This is a genomic window from Kitasatospora sp. NPDC051702, assembly GCF_040681575.1.
In the GTDB taxonomy this organism is placed as follows: domain Bacteria; phylum Actinomycetota; class Actinomycetes; order Streptomycetales; family Streptomycetaceae; genus Kitasatospora.
This window is the reverse complement of record NZ_JBFAZB010000021.1, coordinates 108,902-125,788: the sequence shown is the minus strand read 5'-3', so window position 1 is coordinate 125,788 and position 16,887 is coordinate 108,902. Positions and strand designations below refer to the sequence as shown.

The 16,887-nt window shown below is 72.5% G+C and carries 10 protein-coding genes, 2 pseudogenes and 1 riboswitch; of the genes and pseudogenes, 3 read left to right on the top strand and 9 right to left on the bottom strand.

Annotation, left to right across the window (positions count from 1 at the left end; genetic code table 11):
• Positions 1 to 123 (top strand): annotated as a pseudogene (locus AB0N04_RS19475) (ABC transporter ATP-binding protein); the annotation flags it as partial.
• A 59-nt stretch (positions 124 to 182) separates the two neighbouring features.
• The gene (locus AB0N04_RS19470; protein ID WP_360221352.1) at positions 183 to 2,741 is read left to right on the top strand and encodes an FtsX-like permease family protein; all 2,559 of its coding nucleotides are present in this window, start codon (positions 183 to 185) and stop codon (positions 2,739 to 2,741) included.
• A gap of 180 nt (positions 2,742 to 2,921) precedes the next feature.
• On the opposite strand, the gene AB0N04_RS19465 is transcribed toward AB0N04_RS19470, so the two are convergent.
• The 7 genes and pseudogenes from AB0N04_RS19465 to AB0N04_RS19435 all read right to left on the bottom strand — a co-directional run bounded on the left by AB0N04_RS19465 (position 2,922) and on the right by AB0N04_RS19435 (position 11,052).
• Positions 2,922 to 4,289 (bottom strand): NAD(P)/FAD-dependent oxidoreductase, encoded by a 1,368-nt coding sequence (locus AB0N04_RS19465; protein ID WP_360221355.1) that lies wholly within the window; start codon positions 4,287 to 4,289, stop codon positions 2,922 to 2,924.
• Between the two features lie 427 nt (positions 4,290 to 4,716).
• Complete coding sequence (locus AB0N04_RS19460) at positions 4,717 to 5,652, bottom strand: Ppx/GppA phosphatase family protein (protein ID WP_360221397.1); 936 nt, start codon at positions 5,650 to 5,652, stop codon at positions 4,717 to 4,719.
• A gap of 182 nt (positions 5,653 to 5,834) precedes the next feature.
• Positions 5,835 to 6,350, bottom strand: a pseudogene (locus AB0N04_RS19455) (DUF501 domain-containing protein); the annotation flags it as partial.
• Positions 6,322 to 6,807: a septum formation initiator family protein gene (locus tag AB0N04_RS19450; RefSeq protein ID WP_360221358.1), complete on the bottom strand. Its 486-nt coding sequence runs from the start codon at positions 6,805 to 6,807 to the stop codon at positions 6,322 to 6,324. The gene AB0N04_RS19450 and the pseudogene AB0N04_RS19455, both read right to left, overlap by 29 nt.
• A 118-nt stretch (positions 6,808 to 6,925) precedes the next feature.
• On the bottom strand, positions 6,926 to 8,212 hold the full coding sequence (gene eno, locus AB0N04_RS19445; protein ID WP_360221361.1) for a phosphopyruvate hydratase: 1,287 nt from the start codon (positions 8,210 to 8,212) through the stop codon (positions 6,926 to 6,928).
• 241 nt (positions 8,213 to 8,453) lie between these two features.
• Positions 8,454 to 9,365, bottom strand: a complete 912-nt coding sequence (locus AB0N04_RS19440) for a transglycosylase family protein (RefSeq protein ID WP_363364874.1) — start codon at positions 9,363 to 9,365, stop codon at positions 8,454 to 8,456.
• Between the two features lies 1 nt (position 9,366).
• A riboswitch (cyclic di-AMP (ydaO/yuaA leader) is annotated at positions 9,367 to 9,537 on the bottom strand.
• 210 nt (positions 9,538 to 9,747) lie between these two features.
• Complete coding sequence (locus AB0N04_RS19435) at positions 9,748 to 11,052, bottom strand: cytochrome P450 (RefSeq protein ID WP_360221367.1); 1,305 nt, start codon at positions 11,050 to 11,052, stop codon at positions 9,748 to 9,750.
• Between the two features lie 212 nt (positions 11,053 to 11,264).
• On the opposite strand from AB0N04_RS19435, the gene AB0N04_RS19430 reads away from it, so the two are divergent.
• On the top strand, positions 11,265 to 11,684 hold the full coding sequence (locus AB0N04_RS19430; RefSeq protein ID WP_360221370.1) for an SDR family NAD(P)-dependent oxidoreductase: 420 nt from the start codon (positions 11,265 to 11,267) through the stop codon (positions 11,682 to 11,684).
• Positions 11,685 to 11,713: 29 nt separating this feature from the next.
• Here the strand turns inward: AB0N04_RS19430 and AB0N04_RS19425 are convergent, their stop codons facing one another.
• The gene (locus AB0N04_RS19425) at positions 11,714 to 12,739 is read right to left on the bottom strand and encodes a MazG family protein (RefSeq protein ID WP_360221373.1); all 1,026 of its coding nucleotides are present in this window, start codon (positions 12,737 to 12,739) and stop codon (positions 11,714 to 11,716) included.
• A gap of 136 nt (positions 12,740 to 12,875) precedes the next feature.
• The gene (gene mfd / locus AB0N04_RS19420; protein WP_360221376.1) at positions 12,876 to 16,505 is read right to left on the bottom strand and encodes a transcription-repair coupling factor; all 3,630 of its coding nucleotides are present in this window, start codon (positions 16,503 to 16,505) and stop codon (positions 12,876 to 12,878) included.
• Between the last annotated feature and the right edge of the window lie 382 nt (positions 16,506 to 16,887).

Here is a 16,887-nt window from a genome sequence, read left to right as displayed (position 1 = left end):
TCCTACGCCGACCGCGTCGTCTTCCTCGCCGACGGCCGCATCGTCGACGAACTCCACACGCCCACCGCCGACACCGTCCTGGACCGCATGCGCCGCTTCGACGCCAAGGGCCGCACCAGCTGAGCCCACGACAAGTCAGGGCCCGCCGGCCCGCCGCCACTCCGCGAACCCCAGGACGCCCCATGTATCGCACCGCACTGCGCAACGTGCTGGCCCACAAGGGCCGACTCCTCATGACGGCGCTGGCCGTCATGCTCGGCACCGCCTTCGTGGCGGGCACCATGGTCTTCTCCGACACCTTCGGCAAGGCCATGCGGGACAGCAACTCCAAGAGCTACTCGGACGTCTCCGTCCAGGTCGTCGACCGCTCGGCCGGCTCCCAGGCCAGCGCCAGGGAGAAGAGCGAGGGCAGCGCCGCCTCGCTCACCGACGCCACCGTCCAGCAGCTGGCCGCCCTGCCCGGCACCGCCAACGCGCGCGGCGTGGTCAGCGGCTTCACCGGCGTCGCCGACCGGAACGGCAACCTGATCGGCCAGGCGTGGTCCGCCAAGGGCGCCAACTTCGCCCCCGGCACGGACGGCAAGGACACCCGGTACCCGATCGCCGAGGGCCAGGGCCCGAAGAACGCCAAGGAGATCGCGCTCGACCGCAAGACCGCCGACGAGGCGGGCTACAAGGTCGGCGACACCGTCCGGGTCGCCGCCAACGGCCCGGTCATCGAGGCGAAGCTCACCGGCGTCTTCACCACCGACGACCCGGTGGTGAGGACGGGCGGGACGCTCACCCTCTTCGACCGCGCCACCGCCCAGCAGCTGCTGCTGGAGCCCGGCCGCTACAGCAGCGTGGTGCTCACCGCCAAGCCCGGCGTCACCGACGACGCGCTGCTCGCCCAGGTCCAGCCCAAGCTGTCGGCCGGCAAGCACTTCGACGCCGAGACCGGTGAGCAGCTCAAGGCCGACGAGCAGAAGATGATCACCGACGCCACCAGCGCGCTGCGCACCGTGCTGCTCGCGTTCGCCGGTATCTCGCTCTTCGTCGGCATCTTCATCATCGCCAACACCTTCACCATGCTGATCGCCCAGCGCACCAAGGAACTCGCCCTGCTCCGGGCGATCGGTGCCAGCCGCAAGCAGGTCACCCGCTCGGTGCTGGTCGAGGCCCTGGTGATCGGCACCCTCGCGGCCGTGGCCGGCCTGCTCGCCGGTGTCGGGATCGGCGCCGGGATGCAGTCCCTGATGCGCGTGTTCAACGAGAACATGCCGCAGGGCTCGCTGGTGATCAAGCCGCTCACCGTCCTGGTGACCCTCGTGGTCGGCGTCCTGGTGACGGTCCTGTCGGCCGTCCTGCCGGCCCTGCGCGCCGCCCGGATCGCCCCGGTGGCCGCGATGAGCAGCGGCGACCAGCCGGTGAGCCAGAAGAGCCTGGTGGTCCGCAACACGATCGGCTCGCTGCTCGCCGCCGGCGGCCTCGCGCTGATCGGCTACGGCGCCTCGACCGGGAACGACAGCGGCCGGATACCGGTCGCGCTCGGCGCCTTCCTGGCCCTGATCGGCGTGTTCGTGCTGCTGCCCCTGCTCTCCCGCCCGATCATCGCCCTGATCGGTCCGGCGCTCCGCAAGCTGGCGGGCACCCCGGGGAAGCTGGCCCAGCAGAACTCCGTCCGCAACCCGCGCCGCACCGCGGCGACCGCCGCGGCGCTCACCATCGGCCTGACCCTGGTCAGCGGCCTCACCGTGATCGGGGCCTCGGTCACCGGCGTGATCGACAGGTCCATCACCAACTCGATGAAGGCCGACTACCTGGTCGGGGCCGCCAACGGCATGCCGCTGTCCGACCAGGTGCCCGCCGAGATCGCCAAGGCACCCGGCGTCACCGCCTCCTCGCCGCTGACCGAGGTCTACTGGCAGCTGAACGGCACCACCAAGGCGATCAGCGGTGTGAACGCCGACAGCTTCGACCAGCTCGCCTCGGTCAAGCTGACCAGCGGCTCCACCGGCGCGCTCGGCAAGGGCCAGCTGCTGGTCGACCAGGACGTCGCCACGAAGTTCAACGTCACCACCGGCTCGACGCTGACCGTGACCTACCCGGACGACTCCACGGGGCAGCTCACCGTCGGCGGCGTCTACGAGAAGGGCGGCGTCCTCGGCCCGGTCGTCCTGGCCAACGGCGAGGTCCTCAAGCACGAGGCCAAGCCGTACATCTCGGACATCCTGGTCAAGGGCAAGGACGGTGCCACCGCCGCGCTCAAGCAGTCCATCAAGGACGCCACCGGCGCCAACCCGGTGATCCAGGTCAAGTCCATGCAGGACGTCCGGGACGGCTTCAGCCAGGCCATCACCTTCGTGCTGAACCTGATGTACGGCCTGCTGGCGATGTCGGTGCTGGTCGCGATCCTGGGCGTGGTCAACACGCTGGCGATGTCGGTCTTCGAGCGAAAGCGCGAGATCGGGATGCTGCGGGCGATCGGCCTGGACCGCCGGGGCATCAAGCGGATGGTCCGTCTGGAGTCCGTGGTGATCTCGCTCTTCGGCGCGGGCGTCGGCATCCTGCTCGGCTGCTTCATCGCCTGGGCGATCAACGGCACGCTGAAGTCCAGCCTCGCCGGTCTGACCACCGTCCTGCCGTACGGCCAGCTGGCGATGTTCCTGGGCCTGGCCGGCCTGGTCGGCCTGGTGGCCGCGATCTGGCCCGCCCGCCGGGCCTCCAAGCTGGACATCCTGGAGAGCATCAAGACCGACTGACACCGGACGCCGGAACGCGAGGAGCCCCTGCCAGAGGGTCGGCAGGGGCTCTTCGCTACTTCTGTACTCCGCCCGGTCGCACGGCCGGCTGAGCACCACGGAGGTCGTGGTCCGGCGACACTGCCGGGCGGAGGGCCTCCGACTCATACCCCGGTGCTCCCACACCGGGGCCTCAGTCGCTTACTTGCTCGCGAGTTCCTTCTCGGCGGCCGGCTTGGCGGCCTCCACGGGCTTCGTGGGCGGGGTGACCTCCTGGATCGGGAGCTGCGGCTTCTCCATCTGGGAGAGGCCGACCATCTCGCGCTTCAGGAACATCGCCAGGGTCCAGTCGGTGAAGACGCGGACCTTGCGGTTGACGGTCGGGACCATCGCACCGTGGTACAGGCGGTGGAACCACCAGGCCGGACGGCCCTTCAGCTTGTACTTGCCGAAGAGGATCGCCACGCCCTTGTGCAGGCCGAGACCGGCGACCGCACCCAGGTTCTTGTGCTTGTACTCCTTCTGCGGGAAGCCGCGCATGCCGGAGATCACGTTGTCACCGAGGACGACGGCCTGGCGGCAGGCGTGCTGCGCGTTCGGCGGGCACCAGGCGCCCTCGCCGGCGGCGAGGTCCGGGACCTGGGCGTTGTCGCCCGCGGCCCAGACGTAGTCGAAGCCCTGGACCTGGAGGGTCGGCGCGGTGTCGACGTGGCCGCGCGGGCCCAGCGGCAGGCCGAACTCGGCCAGCACCGGGTTCGGCTTCACGCCGGCCGTCCACACGATGGTGGAGGCGTCCATCTCCAGGCCGTTCTTCAGCACGACGTGGCCGTCGACGCAGGAGTCCATCGAGGTCTCGATGTAGACCTCGATCTGCCGCTCCTCGAGCTTCTCCTTGGTCCACAGACCGAGGTCCGGGCCCATCTCGGGGAGGATGCGGTTGGCGGCCTCGACCACGACGAAGCGCATGTCGTCGCGGCTGACGGTCCGGTACAGCTTGGACGCGTCGCGCGCCATGTCCTCGATCTCGGCGATCGTCTCGATGCCGGCGAAGCCGCCGCCGATGACGACGAAGGTCAGGGCCTTGCGGCGGACCTCCTCGTCGGCGGTGGACTCGGCCTTGTCGAGCTGGGCCATGACGTGGTTGCGGAGGCCGATGGCCTCCTCGACCGTCTTCATGCCGATGCCGTGCTCCGCCAGACCCGGGATCGGGAAGGTGCGGGAGACCGAGCCGGTCGCGACGACCAGGTACTCGAAGGGCAGCTCGTAGCTGTCGCCGGCCGCGGGCTGGATCGTGGCGACCTTGCGGGCGTGGTCCACACCGGTGACCGCACCGGTGAGCACCTCCGCCTTCTTGAGGGCGCTGCGCAGGGGCGCGACGAGGTTGCGGGGCGCGACGTTGCCGCCGGCCGCCTCGGGGAGGAAGGGCAGGTACGTCATGTACGACCGCGGGTCGACGACCGTGACGGTCGCTTCGCCGTAACGCATCTTCTTGAGGATGCGCATCGCGGCATACAGGCCGACGTAACCACCGCCGACAATGAGGATGCGAGGACGCTCCGTGGTGCTCATATCGGAAAGTATCCAGCACCGTTCGGAGCAGCCTTCGTGAGCCCGGTCACAAGCTCCTGGACACCCCGTGCTACACTGCGCGGCCGCAAAAGCGGCCCGGGGCCCCCTGCTCACGGCCCCGCGCACACCCCCGTGAGCCCACGCCGGAGCACCACCCTGCTGAGCAGCAACGATCCGTACAGGGCCTGGGTTCCCGCTGATGATTTCGATTTTCAAACCTCAGCCGAGGCCTGGCCTGCGATCCAGCGGTCGTCACGGGGAGCGAGCCTTCAGTCCCACATTTCGGACATGGCGGGCGGGCGACCGTGGCGAAAGGCCGGATCGTCACGTGAAGAAATTCACGAAGTTTTTCGCCCGGGCCCGGGCGCGCCCCGGCCCCGGGCCCCCCAGGGGGCGCCGGGGCCGGTTCGGTAAGTCCCACCGGGCGTCAGGAGGCCATACTCCAGGCGATGCCGTCCAGGATGTCGTGCTCGCTGACGACCACCTCGGCGGCGCCGGTCCGCTCCATGATCTCCAGCAGTTCGAGCGCGCCGGCCGCGATCACGTCCACCCGGCCCGGGTGCATCGACGGGATGGCGGCGCGCTCGGCGTGGGTGGCGGCCAGCAGCTCCCGGGCGATCCCGGCGACCCGCTCCCGGCTGATCCGCGAGTGGTGGATCCGCGCCGAGTCGTAGGCGGGGAGCTCCTGGGCGATGGCGGACACCGTGGTGACCGTCCCGGCCAGGCCGACCAGGGTGGCCGCCCCGGTCAGCGGCACGACCTCCGCGGCCTTGTCGAGCTCGGCCCGCACGTGCGCCCGGGCGGTCTCGACCTGCTCCGCGGAGGGCAGCTCGGCGCCGCCGAAGTGCCGCTCGGTGAGCCGGACGCAGCCGATGTCCACCGAGCGGGCGGCCTGCACGTCCGTGCCGCCCAGGACGAACTCGGTCGAGCCGCCGCCGAGGTCGAACACCAGGTACGGCGCCGGGAACTGCCCGCCGGTCAGCTCCTTGGTGGCGCCGGTGAAGGACAGGTGCGCCTCCTCCTCGCCGCTCACCACCTCGGGCTCCACGCCCAGGACGTCGCGCACGCCCTTGACGTACTCGTCGCTGTTCTCGGCGTCCCGCGAGGCGCTGGTGGCGACGAAGCGGGTGCGCTCCGGGCCGACGCCGAAGCCGGCGATGACCTCGCGGTACTCGCGGCAGGCCGCGAAGGTGCGGGCCAGCGCGTCCGGGTGCAGCCGGCCGGTCTGGTCCACGCCCTGGCCCAGCCGGTTGACGATCATGCGGCGGTCGAGATCGGTGATCTCCCCGGTCTCCGGGTCCAGGTCGGCGACCAGCAGGCGGATCGAGTTGGTGCCGCAGTCGATCGCGGCCACGCGCGTCATGCTCACTCGGACTCCCCCTCGGCGTCACCGGCGGCGGCCCCGCCGGAGGCCGTCTCCTCCGCGGCGAGCCGCTTCGCGGCGCGCTCGGCGGTGAGCTGCTGCTTGGCCTCGATGACGGCCTGGTGGTCCTGCTCCTTGGCCCGGTTGCGGGCGACCCGCGCGCCCGCGGCCTCGACCTCGGCCGGGGAGACGCAGGGGCCCTTGGCCCACCAGTCCTCCAGCATGCCGATCGCCTCGTCGCCGAGCGGGTTGACGCCCTCGCCGGCCGCCAGCGAGTGGCCGACCAGCACGTGCAGGCACTTCACCCGGTCCGGCATGCCGCCGGCGCTCGGGAAGCCCTCCAGCACCTCGATGGCGTCGCGGCGGGCGATGTAGTCCTCGTGCGCCTTCTGGTAGGCGGCGGCCAGCTCCGGGTCCTCGGCGAGCCGGGCGGTCTGGTCCTTCATCACGCCGTCCGCCTCCAGGGTGCCGATCAGCGAGGCGGCCTTGGGGCAGGTCAGGTAGTAGAGCGTCGGGAACGGCGTGCCGTCGGGCAGCCGGGGCGCCGTCTCCACGACGTCCGGGTTGCCGCAGGGGCAGCGGTGCGCGACGCCGCGCAGGCCGCGCGGCACCCGGCCGAGCTGGGCGGCGATGGCCGCGACGTCGGCGTCGGAGACGTTGGGGTGGTTCTCAGTGGTCATGGGGGGAGGTGTCTCCAGCGGGGGACGGTGGGAGCGGACGGGGGGTGGCGGGGGCCAGCGCGGCGGTGTCGGCGGCGTCCACCGAGTCCCAGATGCTGGCGTACCAGGGCTTGGCGGCCTTCACCGGGCCGGTGGCCGAGCCCTCGGAGGGGCCGGGGCCGGCGGCGGACGCGGAGGGCTGGGCGGCGGCCTGGCCGGCCGGGTCCACCGCGATGTACGGGGTCTCCCCCGGCATCGCGTAGTGCAGCCGGGCGCGGGCCTGCGCCTTGACGTACTCCGGGTCCTGCCAGCGGGCCTTGTCCCGGCGCAGCTGCTCGACCTGCTGGCGCGCGTGGTCGGCCTTCGCCCGTTGGGCGGAGATCTCGGCGCGCTGGGAGATGAACTGCCGCGTCGGGTAGGCGAGGATCGCCACCAGCGAGCAGAGCACCAGGACGAGGACGGTCGCCCGGCTCGTGAACCGAGGCCGGGCCGCCAAGCCCGGGATCCTCCAGCCTGCCATCTCCCGTATCCCCTCCTGGTCGCGACGGTGCCCCGCCGTCCACCCTACGGGGTGAACGGCGGGGCACCGGTCAGGCTTGCGCGACCTCGCGGTCTCAGCCCTCGTGCTTGAACCGCGGGAAGGCGCCGCGGCCGGCGTACTCGGCGGCGTCGTCGAGGATCTCCTCGATGCGCAGCAGCTGGTTGTACTTGGCGACGCGCTCGGAGCGGGCCGGGGCACCGGTCTTGATCTGGCCGCAGTTGGTGGCGACGGCCAGGTCGGCGATGGTGACGTCCTCGGTCTCGCCGGAGCGGTGCGACATCATGCAGCGGTAGCCGTTGCGCTGGGCCAGCTCGACGGCGTCCAGGGTCTCGGTCAGCGAACCGATCTGGTTCACCTTCACCAGCAGCGCGTTGGCGGTGCCGGTCTCGATGCCCTTGGCCAGGCGGGCCGGGTTGGTGACGAACAGGTCGTCGCCGACCAGCTGGACCTTGTCGCCCAGCTTGACGGTCATGGCCTTCCAGCCGTCCCAGTCCGACTCGTCCAGCGGGTCCTCGATGGAGACCAGCGGGTAGGCGGCGACCAGCTCGGCGTAGTACTCGATGAGCTCGGCGGCGGAGAGGGCCTTGCCCTCGAACTGGTAGGCGCCGTCCTTGTAGAACTCGGAGGCGGCGACGTCCAGGGCCAGCGCGACGTCCCGGCCGGGCACGTAGCCGGCCTTCTGGATGGCCTCGGTGATGAGGTCCAGGGCCTCGCGGTTGCTGTCCAGGTTCGGCGCGAAGCCGCCCTCGTCGCCGAGGCCGGTGGACAGGCCGCGCTCCTTCAGCACGCCCTTGAGGGTGTGGTAGACCTCGACGCCCCAGCGGACGGCCTCGGAGAAGGACTCCGCGCCGATCGGGGCGATCATGAACTCCTGGATGTCGACGTTGGAGTCCGCGTGCGAGCCGCCGTTGAGGATGTTCATCATCGGCACGGGCAGCACGTGGGCGTTCGGGCCGCCCAGGTAGCGGAACAGCGGCAGGTCGCTGGCCTCGGAGGCGGCGTGCGCCACGGCCAGCGAGACGCCGAGGATCGCGTTGGCGCCGAGCGAGGACTTGTCCGGGGTGGCGTCCAGGTCGAGCATGGCCTGGTCGATCAGGCGCTGCTCGGTGGCGTCGTAGCCGACCAGCTCCGGGCCGATCTGCTCGATGACGGCCAGGACGGCCTTCTCCACGCCCTTGCCGAAGTAGCGGTTCTTGTCGCCGTCGCGAAGCTCCAGGGCCTCGAAGGCTCCGGTGGAGGCACCCGACGGGACAGCGGCACGGCCGGTGCTGCCGTCGTCGAGGCCCACCTCGACCTCGACCGTGGGGTTGCCACGCGAGTCGAGGATCTCACGGGCTACGACGACATCGATGGACGGCACGAGGCATCTCCTTGCGGAAGCAGGGTCCGGCTGACGTTGGTGCTGCCGGCGGGACGATTGCGGAGTCGTTACGACCAGAGCCTAACCGCCCGGGCCCCCGGGGCCACGCTGGCCTCGGTCCCGTCTCAGCGTGTGGCCGCACTACCCACCGGTAGTTCACCCGCCCGCCCGGGCGAACCGGCCCGAATCCGGGCGGAGGGGGACGGATCCCCGCCCCCTCCGCCCGGCGGGCGGGAGCGGCTCAGCCGAGGTGCAGGACCTGGCCGGGCATGATCAGGTTCGGGTCGCCGCCGACGGTGCCGCGGTTGCCGTCGTAGACCGACTGCCAGCCGCCGGTGACGCCCTGGGCGGCGGCGATGGTCGACAGCGTGTCGCCGGACCGGACGGTGTAGTCGTGGCCGCCCTGCGCGGCGGCCGGGGCGGTGCGCACGGCCGGAGCGGGCTGGGCGGCCTGCGGCGCGTAGTGCTGCGGGGCGGCGGCCTGCGGCGCGAACTGCTGGTAGACGCTCTGGTGGCTGGTCCAGTACCAGGTGCCGTTGTTCTGGTACCAGAACACCTTCGCGTCGGCGTCCCAGCCGGCCTTGCCGGAGAAGCCCGGGGCCTGCGGCTGCGCCTGCTGCGGCGCGGGCTGCTGGGCGGCCGGCTTCGGGGCGGCCGGCTGGGCGGGCTTGGCGGCGGGCTGCGCCGGCTTGGCCGCGGGCTGGGCCGGCTTGGCGGCCGGCTTCGCGGCGGCGGGCTTGTCGTCCGAGGAGGTGTCGACGCTCGCCGGCGCGCCGCCCTTGCTCAGGCCGGCCTTCTGCGAGCAGACCGGCCAGGCGCCCGGCCCCTGCGAGGCGAGGACCTTCTCGGCGACGGCGATCTGCTGGCCCTTGCTGGCCTGGTTGGCCTGCGGCGCGTACGCGGTGCCGCCGTACGCCTTCCAGGTGCCGGAGGTGAACTGCAGGCCCCCGTAGAAGCCGTTGCCGGTGTTGATGCTCCAGTTGCCACCGCTCTCGCACTGGGCGACGGAGTCCCAGGCGGAGGCCGGGGCGGCGGAGGCGCCGGTGGCGGTGAGGATCGGCATCGCGAGTCCGACGCCGGCCACACCGGCGACGGCGATGGCCTTCTCGGCCTGGGTACGACGACGGTGGCGGCCAGTTCCAACGAACAGCATGAAGGTCCCTCTCCGCACGCCTGCGAGGTGAGCTGTCGGGTTCGGACCGGGAGGTGGCCCGGCCGCCGTCAGCGGAAACGATTCCGCTCGGGCGGCTTCACCCCAAGCCGTGGGGAAACGGCAACAAACCTGGTTCCCCCGCCCCTGCCCAGGGTTCTGGTCGGTTTCCCGTGACGCGGCGGGCAGGATTCGGCGTCCCGCGCACGAGGTCCGCAGCTGCGAACTCCAGGGAGAGTAGACAGATCCTCAGACCAATCACAAGCTCATATCACCGATATCACACAGAAATCACGGCCCGCGCTCGATCGCCCACCAACCGTGCGGCTATGTCCGGATTGATGGAGGTTCAGCCACCCCTCCAACGGCCGCCGGCGACACCCAGTCAGCGTGTCGGAGGGTCGGAAGGTTCCCGGAGGACGGCCGGCGGCGCGTGCGGGGAACGGCTCTCCGGGCTGAATTCCACCGGGAGTTCCCGCAGTCCCCGCATGATCAGGCCACCGCGCCAGCGCAGATTCTCCGGGCTTTCCGCCAACTGCAGATCCGGCAGCCGGGAAAGCAGCGTGGCCAGCGCGCTCCGGCCCTCCAGCCGGGCCAGCGGGGCCCCGATGCAGTAGTGGATCCCGTGGCCGAAACCCAGGTGCGGGTTGTCCGTTCGCGCCAGGTCCAGGGTGTTCTCGTCCGAGAACCTGGCCGGATCCCGGTCCGCCGCGGCCAGCACCACCAGCACCGGGTCCCCCACCGGGATGTCCACCCCGCCGATCGACACCGGCCGGGTCGCGAACCGCCACGTCGCCAGCTCCACCGGCCCGTCGTAGCGCAGCAGTTCCTCGATCCCGGTCTCCAGCAGCGCGCTCTCGCCGCGCGCCACCGACTCCTGCAGCAGCCTGCGCTGCTCCGGGTTGCGCAGCAGCGCGTACGTCCCGTTGCCGATCAGGTTGACGGTCGTCTCGAAGCCCGCGAACAGCAGGATGAAGGCCATCGCGGCGGCCTCGTTCTCGGTCAGGTGCTCCCCGTGGTCGCTCGCCCGGATCAGGCCCGAGATCAGGTCGTCCCCCAGGTCCGCCCGCTTGCGGTGGATCAGCTCCAGCAGGTACGCCCGCATCCGCTTCACCGCCCGGCCCACGCCGCCGCGCTGGCCGCCGCCGTGCCGGATCATCATCCCCGCCCAGTCGCGGAAGTCGTCCTGGTCCTCGGCCGGCACGCCCAGCATGTCGCAGATCGCGTAGATGGGGAGCGGGAACGCGAACTCGTGGATCAGGTCCGCCGACCCGCGCTGCGCGAAGCCGTCGATCAGGCGGTCCGTGAGCTGCTGCACCCGCGGCTCGAACTCCGCGACCCGGCGCGGCGTGAACGCCTTCGACACCAGGCGGCGCAGCCGGGTGTGGTCCGGCGGGTCGATGTTCAGCAGGTGCGTCATCAAGTCCGCCTGGCGCTCCCCCGGGATGCCGACCCGGCCGGTGCGGTGGGCCTGCTCGCTGTGGTGCGCCGGGTTCTTCGACAGCCGGCCGTCCGCGAGCGCCTGCCGCGCGTCCGCGTACCGGGTCACCAGCCAGGCCTCCACCCCGCTGGGCAGCGTCGTGCGGTGCACCGGGGCGTGCTCGCGCAGCCAGGCGTAGGCGGGGTACGGATCTGCGGCGAACTCCCAGGTGAAGAGCTGCGGGGCGGTGGGGGCGGGCTGCGCTGACATGGACCGACCGTATCCGGTGCACCGGGGCCCGCCGCCCCGCGGACGCGGGTTCCGGGACGGACCCTTGGACAGGTCTTAACCGTAGGGCGGGCGTGAGCCTGGTCACCTGAGGGGTAATCCCTGTTGCGGAGGGTCAGGTCGTGCCTACGATCCTCCGCAGAAATCGTGGGCGCCGGTGCGGTGTCGCCCACAGGGAGGAGCAGACCATGCGGGTGAGCGGGGCAGTCGTCGTCATCGCGGTACTCGACGGCGGGTCGGGAGCCGACCTCGCCCGCCGGTTCACCGCGGCCGGCGCCGCCGGTGTGCTGATCGCCGACCAGCACGTCGGCGTGGCCGAGGACCTCGCCACCGAGCTCGACCGGCCGGGCTGCCCGGTCGTCGGCGTCGGCGGGGACATCCGCCGCCCCAGCGACGTCGCCGCCCTCGTCGACACCGCCGAGAAGCACCTGGGCCCGATCGACCTGTTCTGCGTGGCCGGCCCCGGCGGCGAGCGGATCGTCTCCCTCGCCGACCTGCCCGACCACCTCGACCTGGAACGCCTCGCCGAGCTGCTCGCGCTCGTCGGCGAGGCCATCGGCGAGGTCGTCCCGCCGCAGCGGCGGCCGGTCGGGAGCACCGCCGCCGCGGCCTGAGCCGGCCCCTCCGCCCGCCGGCCGGCCGGCTACTCGCCGGCCGGTTCGAGGCCCTCGGCCGCGCGCACCGCGTCCCGGTACCCGCGCGCGGCCGACCGCAGCGCCGCGTCCACGTCCACCCCGGCGTCGTGCGCCCGCTGCACGACCGCCAGCAGCAGCCGGCCCGCCGACTCCGCCGTCAGCCCCCCGGGCAGCTCGTACGGCTCGTCCGGCACGCCCGCGAAACCGGCCTTGCGCACCCGCGACACCAGCTTCGCCGCGTACGCCAGCGACGGCAGCCCGGCCGGCACGCCGTCCAGCACCGACTCCCGGTCCGACTTCTCGGCCGCCTTCAGCTGCTCCCAGTTGGCCTCCACCTCGGCGGCGCCCTCCGCGGTGACGTCACCGAAGACGTGCGGGTGCCGGTAGACCAGCTTGTCGACGAGGTCGCCGGCCACGTCGTCGATCGAGAACGCCTCCGACGGGTGCTCCTCGGCGATCCTGGAGTGGAAGAAGACCTGGAGCAGCACGTCCCCCAGCTCCTCGCGGAGCGTCTCCCGGTCCCCCTCCTCGATCGCCTCGACGAGCTCGTACGCCTCCTCGACCAGGTACTTCACCAGGCTCTCGTGCGTCTGCTCGGCGTCCCACGGGCAGCCGCCCGGCGACCGCAGCCGGTCCATCACCGAGACCAGGTCCAGCAGGCGCGCCCCCGGGAGGTCGTAGGAGCCCGGCAGCACCTCGATCTCCGGCACCTCGCCCGCGTGCTCCACGGCCAGCCGGGCCAGGGCGTCCGTGAGCCCCGGATCCCCGTCCGGACTCCCCAGCCACACCGTCGCCCCGGTCTCCGCGGGCGCGGTCAGCAGCCGGGCCAGGGCCGGCGCCGACCCCGGCGCCACGACCTCCACCACGACCCCGGCCTGCCGCACCGCCGCCACCTGCGGGTGCCCCTCGTCCGCCACCAGCACCCGGCCGGCCGACCGCAGGGCCTCCCACGCCGGCCACGCCAGCAACCCGGGGGCCACCCGGTGGGTGGTGGTCAGCAGGATCAACTTCGCGCCCGGAACATTCGTCGTCACACCCCCGAACCTACCCGTCCGCGCCCCCGCCCCGGGCCGGAGAAGGGCAACTGCGCCCGACTCCCGACCGGCCGCCGCGGACACGCGACGGCCGGCCCGGGCCGGGCCCGGGACCGCCGTCGCCCGCCGCCGGGCGCTACTTCCTCGAACCCGCCAGGTCGTCGAACATCGCCGACAGGAACTCGCCGCACCAGCCCAGCAGCTCCCGGCCGACCAGCGGCTTGCCGCCGATCCGCCCGGTGCTCGGCCGCGGCACCAGCAGCTGCTGGGCGGCCGCCTTGACCTGGCTGCGCGGGTAGAGCCGGTTCAGCCGCAGCTGCTGGGACTCCCGCAGCTCCACCGGCCCGAACCGGACGTTGGCACCCTGCAGGGTGATGTCCGCGATGCCGCACCGCCGGGCGTACAGCCGCAGCGCCGCGACCATCAGCAGGTTCTCCACGGGATCGGGCAGCTTGCCGTAGCGGTCGGTCAGTTCGTCCCGGACGTGCTGGATGTCCTCCTCGGAGTTGACCGCGGCGATCGAGCGGTACGCCTGCAGCCGCAGCCGCTCGCCGGGCGCGTAGTCGTGCGGCACGTGCGCGTCGACCGGCAGCTCGATCTTCACCTCCAGCGGCTCCTCCTCCGGCTCGCCGCCGTTCGCCAGCGACTCGCGGAACTCGGCCACCGCCTCGCCGACCATCCGCATGTAGAGGTCGAAGCCGACGCCCGCGATGTGCCCGGACTGCTCGCCGCCGAGCAGGTTGCCGGCGCCGCGGATCTCCAGGTCCTTCATCGCGACGTACATGCCGGCGCCCATCTCGGTGTGCTGGGCGATGGTGGCCAGCCGCTCGTGCGCCGTCTCGGTGAGCGGCTTCTCCGGCGGGTACAGCATGTAGGCGTAGCCGCGCTCGCGGCCTCGGCCGACCCGGCCGCGCAGCTGGTGCAGCTGGGAGAGGCCGAAGGTGTCGCCGCGCTCGACGATCAGGGTGTTGGCGTTGGAGATGTCGATGCCGGACTCCACGATCGTGGTCGACACCAGGACGTCGAACTCCTTCTCCCAGAAGTCGACGACGACCTTCTCCAGCTGGGTCTCCCCCATCTGCCCGTGCGCGGTGGCGATCCGCGCCTCGGGCACCAGGTCCTTGAGCCGGGCGGCCGCCTTGTCGATCGACTCCACCCGGTTGTGGATGTAGAAGACCTGGCCCTCGCGCAGGAGTTCGCGCCGGATCGCGGCCGAGATCTGCTTCTCGTCGTACGGGCCGACGAAGGTCAGCACCGGGTGCCGCTCCTCCGGCGGGGTGGTGATGGTGGACATCTCGCGGATGCCGGTGACGGCCATCTCCAGGGTGCGCGGGATCGGCGTCGCGGACATCGTGAGCACGTCCACGTTGGCCCGCAGCTTCTTCAGCTGCTCCTTGTGCTCGACGCCGAACCGCTGCTCCTCGTCGACGATGACCAGGCCGAGGTCCTTGAACCTGGTCTCGGAGGAGAACAGCCGGTGGGTGCCGATGACGACGTCCACCGAGCCCTCGAACAGCCCCTCCAGCACGGCCTTGGCCTCGCCGTCGGTCTGGAAGCGGGACAGCGCCCGCACCGTCACGGGGAAGTTGGCGTAACGCTCCGCGAAGGTCGAGAAGTGCTGCTGCACCAGCAGCGTGGTCGGCACCAGCACCGCCACCTGCTTGCCGTCCTGCACCGCCTTGAAGGCCGCCCGCACCGCGATCTCGGTCTTTCCGTAGCCGACGTCGCCGCAGATCAGCCGGTCCATCGGGACGGACTTCTCCATGTCCGCCTTGACCTCGGCGATGGTGGTCAGCTGGTCCGGCGTCTCCGCGTAGGGGAAGGCGTCCTCCAGCTCGCGCTGCCACGGGGTGTCCGGGCCGAAGGTGTGGCCGGGTGCGGCCATCCGGGCCGAGTAGAGCTTGATCAGGTCGGCGGCGATCTCCTTGACCGCCTTCTTCGCCCGCTGCTTGGTCTTCGCCCAGTCCGCGCCGCCCAGCCGGTGCAGCGTCGGGGCCTCGCCGCCGACGTACTTGGTGACCTGGTCGAGCTGGTCGGTCGGCACGAACAGCCGGTCGCCGGGGTGGCCGCGCTTGGCGGGGGCGTACTCCAGCACCAGGTACTCGCGGGTGGCGCCCTGGACGGTCCGCTGCACCATCTCGACGTACCGGCCGACGCCGTGGGCCTCGTGGACGACGTAGTCGCCGGCCACCAGGGCCAGCGGGTCGATCGCGTTGCGGCGGCGGGAGGGCATCCGGCGCATGTCCTTGGTGGAGGACCGCTGGCCGGACAGGTCGGTCTCGGTGATGACGGTGAGCTTGAGGGCCTCGTCGACGAAGCCGTGCTCGATCGAGCCGCAGGAGACGTGGACGACGTCCCGGGTCGGCGCCTCGGCGAGGTCGGCGACCAGCCGGGCCGGGATGCCCTCGTTGCCCAGCACCTCGGCGAGCCGGGAGGCGGGCCCGTGGCCCTCCGTCACCATGACGACCCGCCAGTCGGCGGCCAGCCGCTCCTTGGCGTCGGCGATCGCCCGGGCGGTGTCGCCGCGGTAGGCCTCCACGGCGTGCATGCCGAGGGTCAGCGTGTTGGCGTCGAACTCCAGGATGCCGTCGACCGCCGACTCGCTGGTCGCGAAGGGGCTGACCGACCACCAGGGCAGCCCGATCTCGTCGGCGTGCTCGCGCACTTCGGCGAGCGAGCGCAGCGAGGCGGCGGAGACGTCGATCGCCTCCAGGTCGATCGGCCGGTCCCCGCCGGACGCGGCGGCGACCCAGGAGGCGTGCAGGAACTCCTGGCTGGTCGCCACCAGGTCGGCGGCCCGGGTGCGGACCCGCTCCGGGTCGCAGACCACGGTGACCGAGCCGATCGGCAGCACGTCGAGCAGCAGCTCCATGTCGTCGACCAGGACCGGCGCCAGCGACTCCATGCCCTCGACCGCGATGCCCTCGGCGATCTTGTCCAGGATCTCGGCCAGCCCGGGGTGCGCGGCCGACAGCTCGGCGGCCCGCGCCCGCACCTCGTCGGTGAGCAGCAGCTCGCGGCAGGGCGGCGCCCAGAGGCCGTGCTCGGCGATCTCCAGCGAGCGCTGGTCGGCGACCTTGAAGTAGCGGACCTCCTCGACCTCGTCGCCCCAGAACTCCACCCGCAGCGGGTGCTCCTCGGTCGGCGGGAAGACGTCCAGGATGCCGCCGCGGACGGCGAACTCGCCGCGCTTCTCGACCAGTTCGACGCGCGCGTAGGCGGCCGCGGCGAGCCGCCGGGCGACCTCCTCCAGATCGTGCGACTCACTGCGCCGGACGGCCACCGGCTCCAGCTCGGCCAGCCCCTTCACCTGCGGCTGGAGCACCGAGCGGACGGGCGCGACCACCACCTGCACCGGCCCGGCCGCCGGGTCGTCCGCCCGCGGGTGCACGATCCGGCGCAGCACGGCCAGCCGGCGGCCGACGGTGTCCGAGCGGGGCGACAGCCGCTCGTGCGGCAGCGTCTCCCAGGCCGGGTACTCGGCGACGGCGTCGGGCGGCAGCAGCGAGCGCAGCGAGGCCGCGAGGTCCTCGGCCTCCCGCCCGGTCGCGGTCACGGCGAGCACCGGACGGCCCCGGTCCCCGGCGGCCCGGCCGGCGAGGGCGCGGGCCAGCGCGGCGATGGCGAACGGCCGGGCCGCGGGCGGTCCGACCAGGTCCAGGTGGCGGCGGCCGCCGGCCGCGGCTCCGGCGGCGGTCGCCGCCTCGATCGCCTCGGCGAGCGCCGCGTCCCGCGCGACGACATCGAGCAGTCCGGTCAGACTCATCTGGGGTCTCTTCTTCGTCCCGTGGCTGGTGCTGCCTCCGGGCGGCGAAGGCCTGCCGGGGCAACGCGAACGGCCCGGCACGCCGAGCGGCCGGGGGTCTCCAGCCTACGCCGCGGCACGGACACGCACGCGGTGTACGACCCCGGCGGGGCCTGGCGGGGACGAACCGCCGCCCCGGCCGCGGCAGGGCCCGCAGGCCGGGCGCCGGAGGGGCCCGCGCGGGCGCCCGGCACCGGCCCGCGGCACGACCGGGGGGCGAGCGCGGCGCGAGCCCGGTGCGACCGCGGACGAACGACCGGACGCGGGGGCCGCCCGGCGGGTGGACGAACCGGCCGGAGCCAGGCTCCGCGATCCGCCACGAGCTGGACATACTCCTGTCACT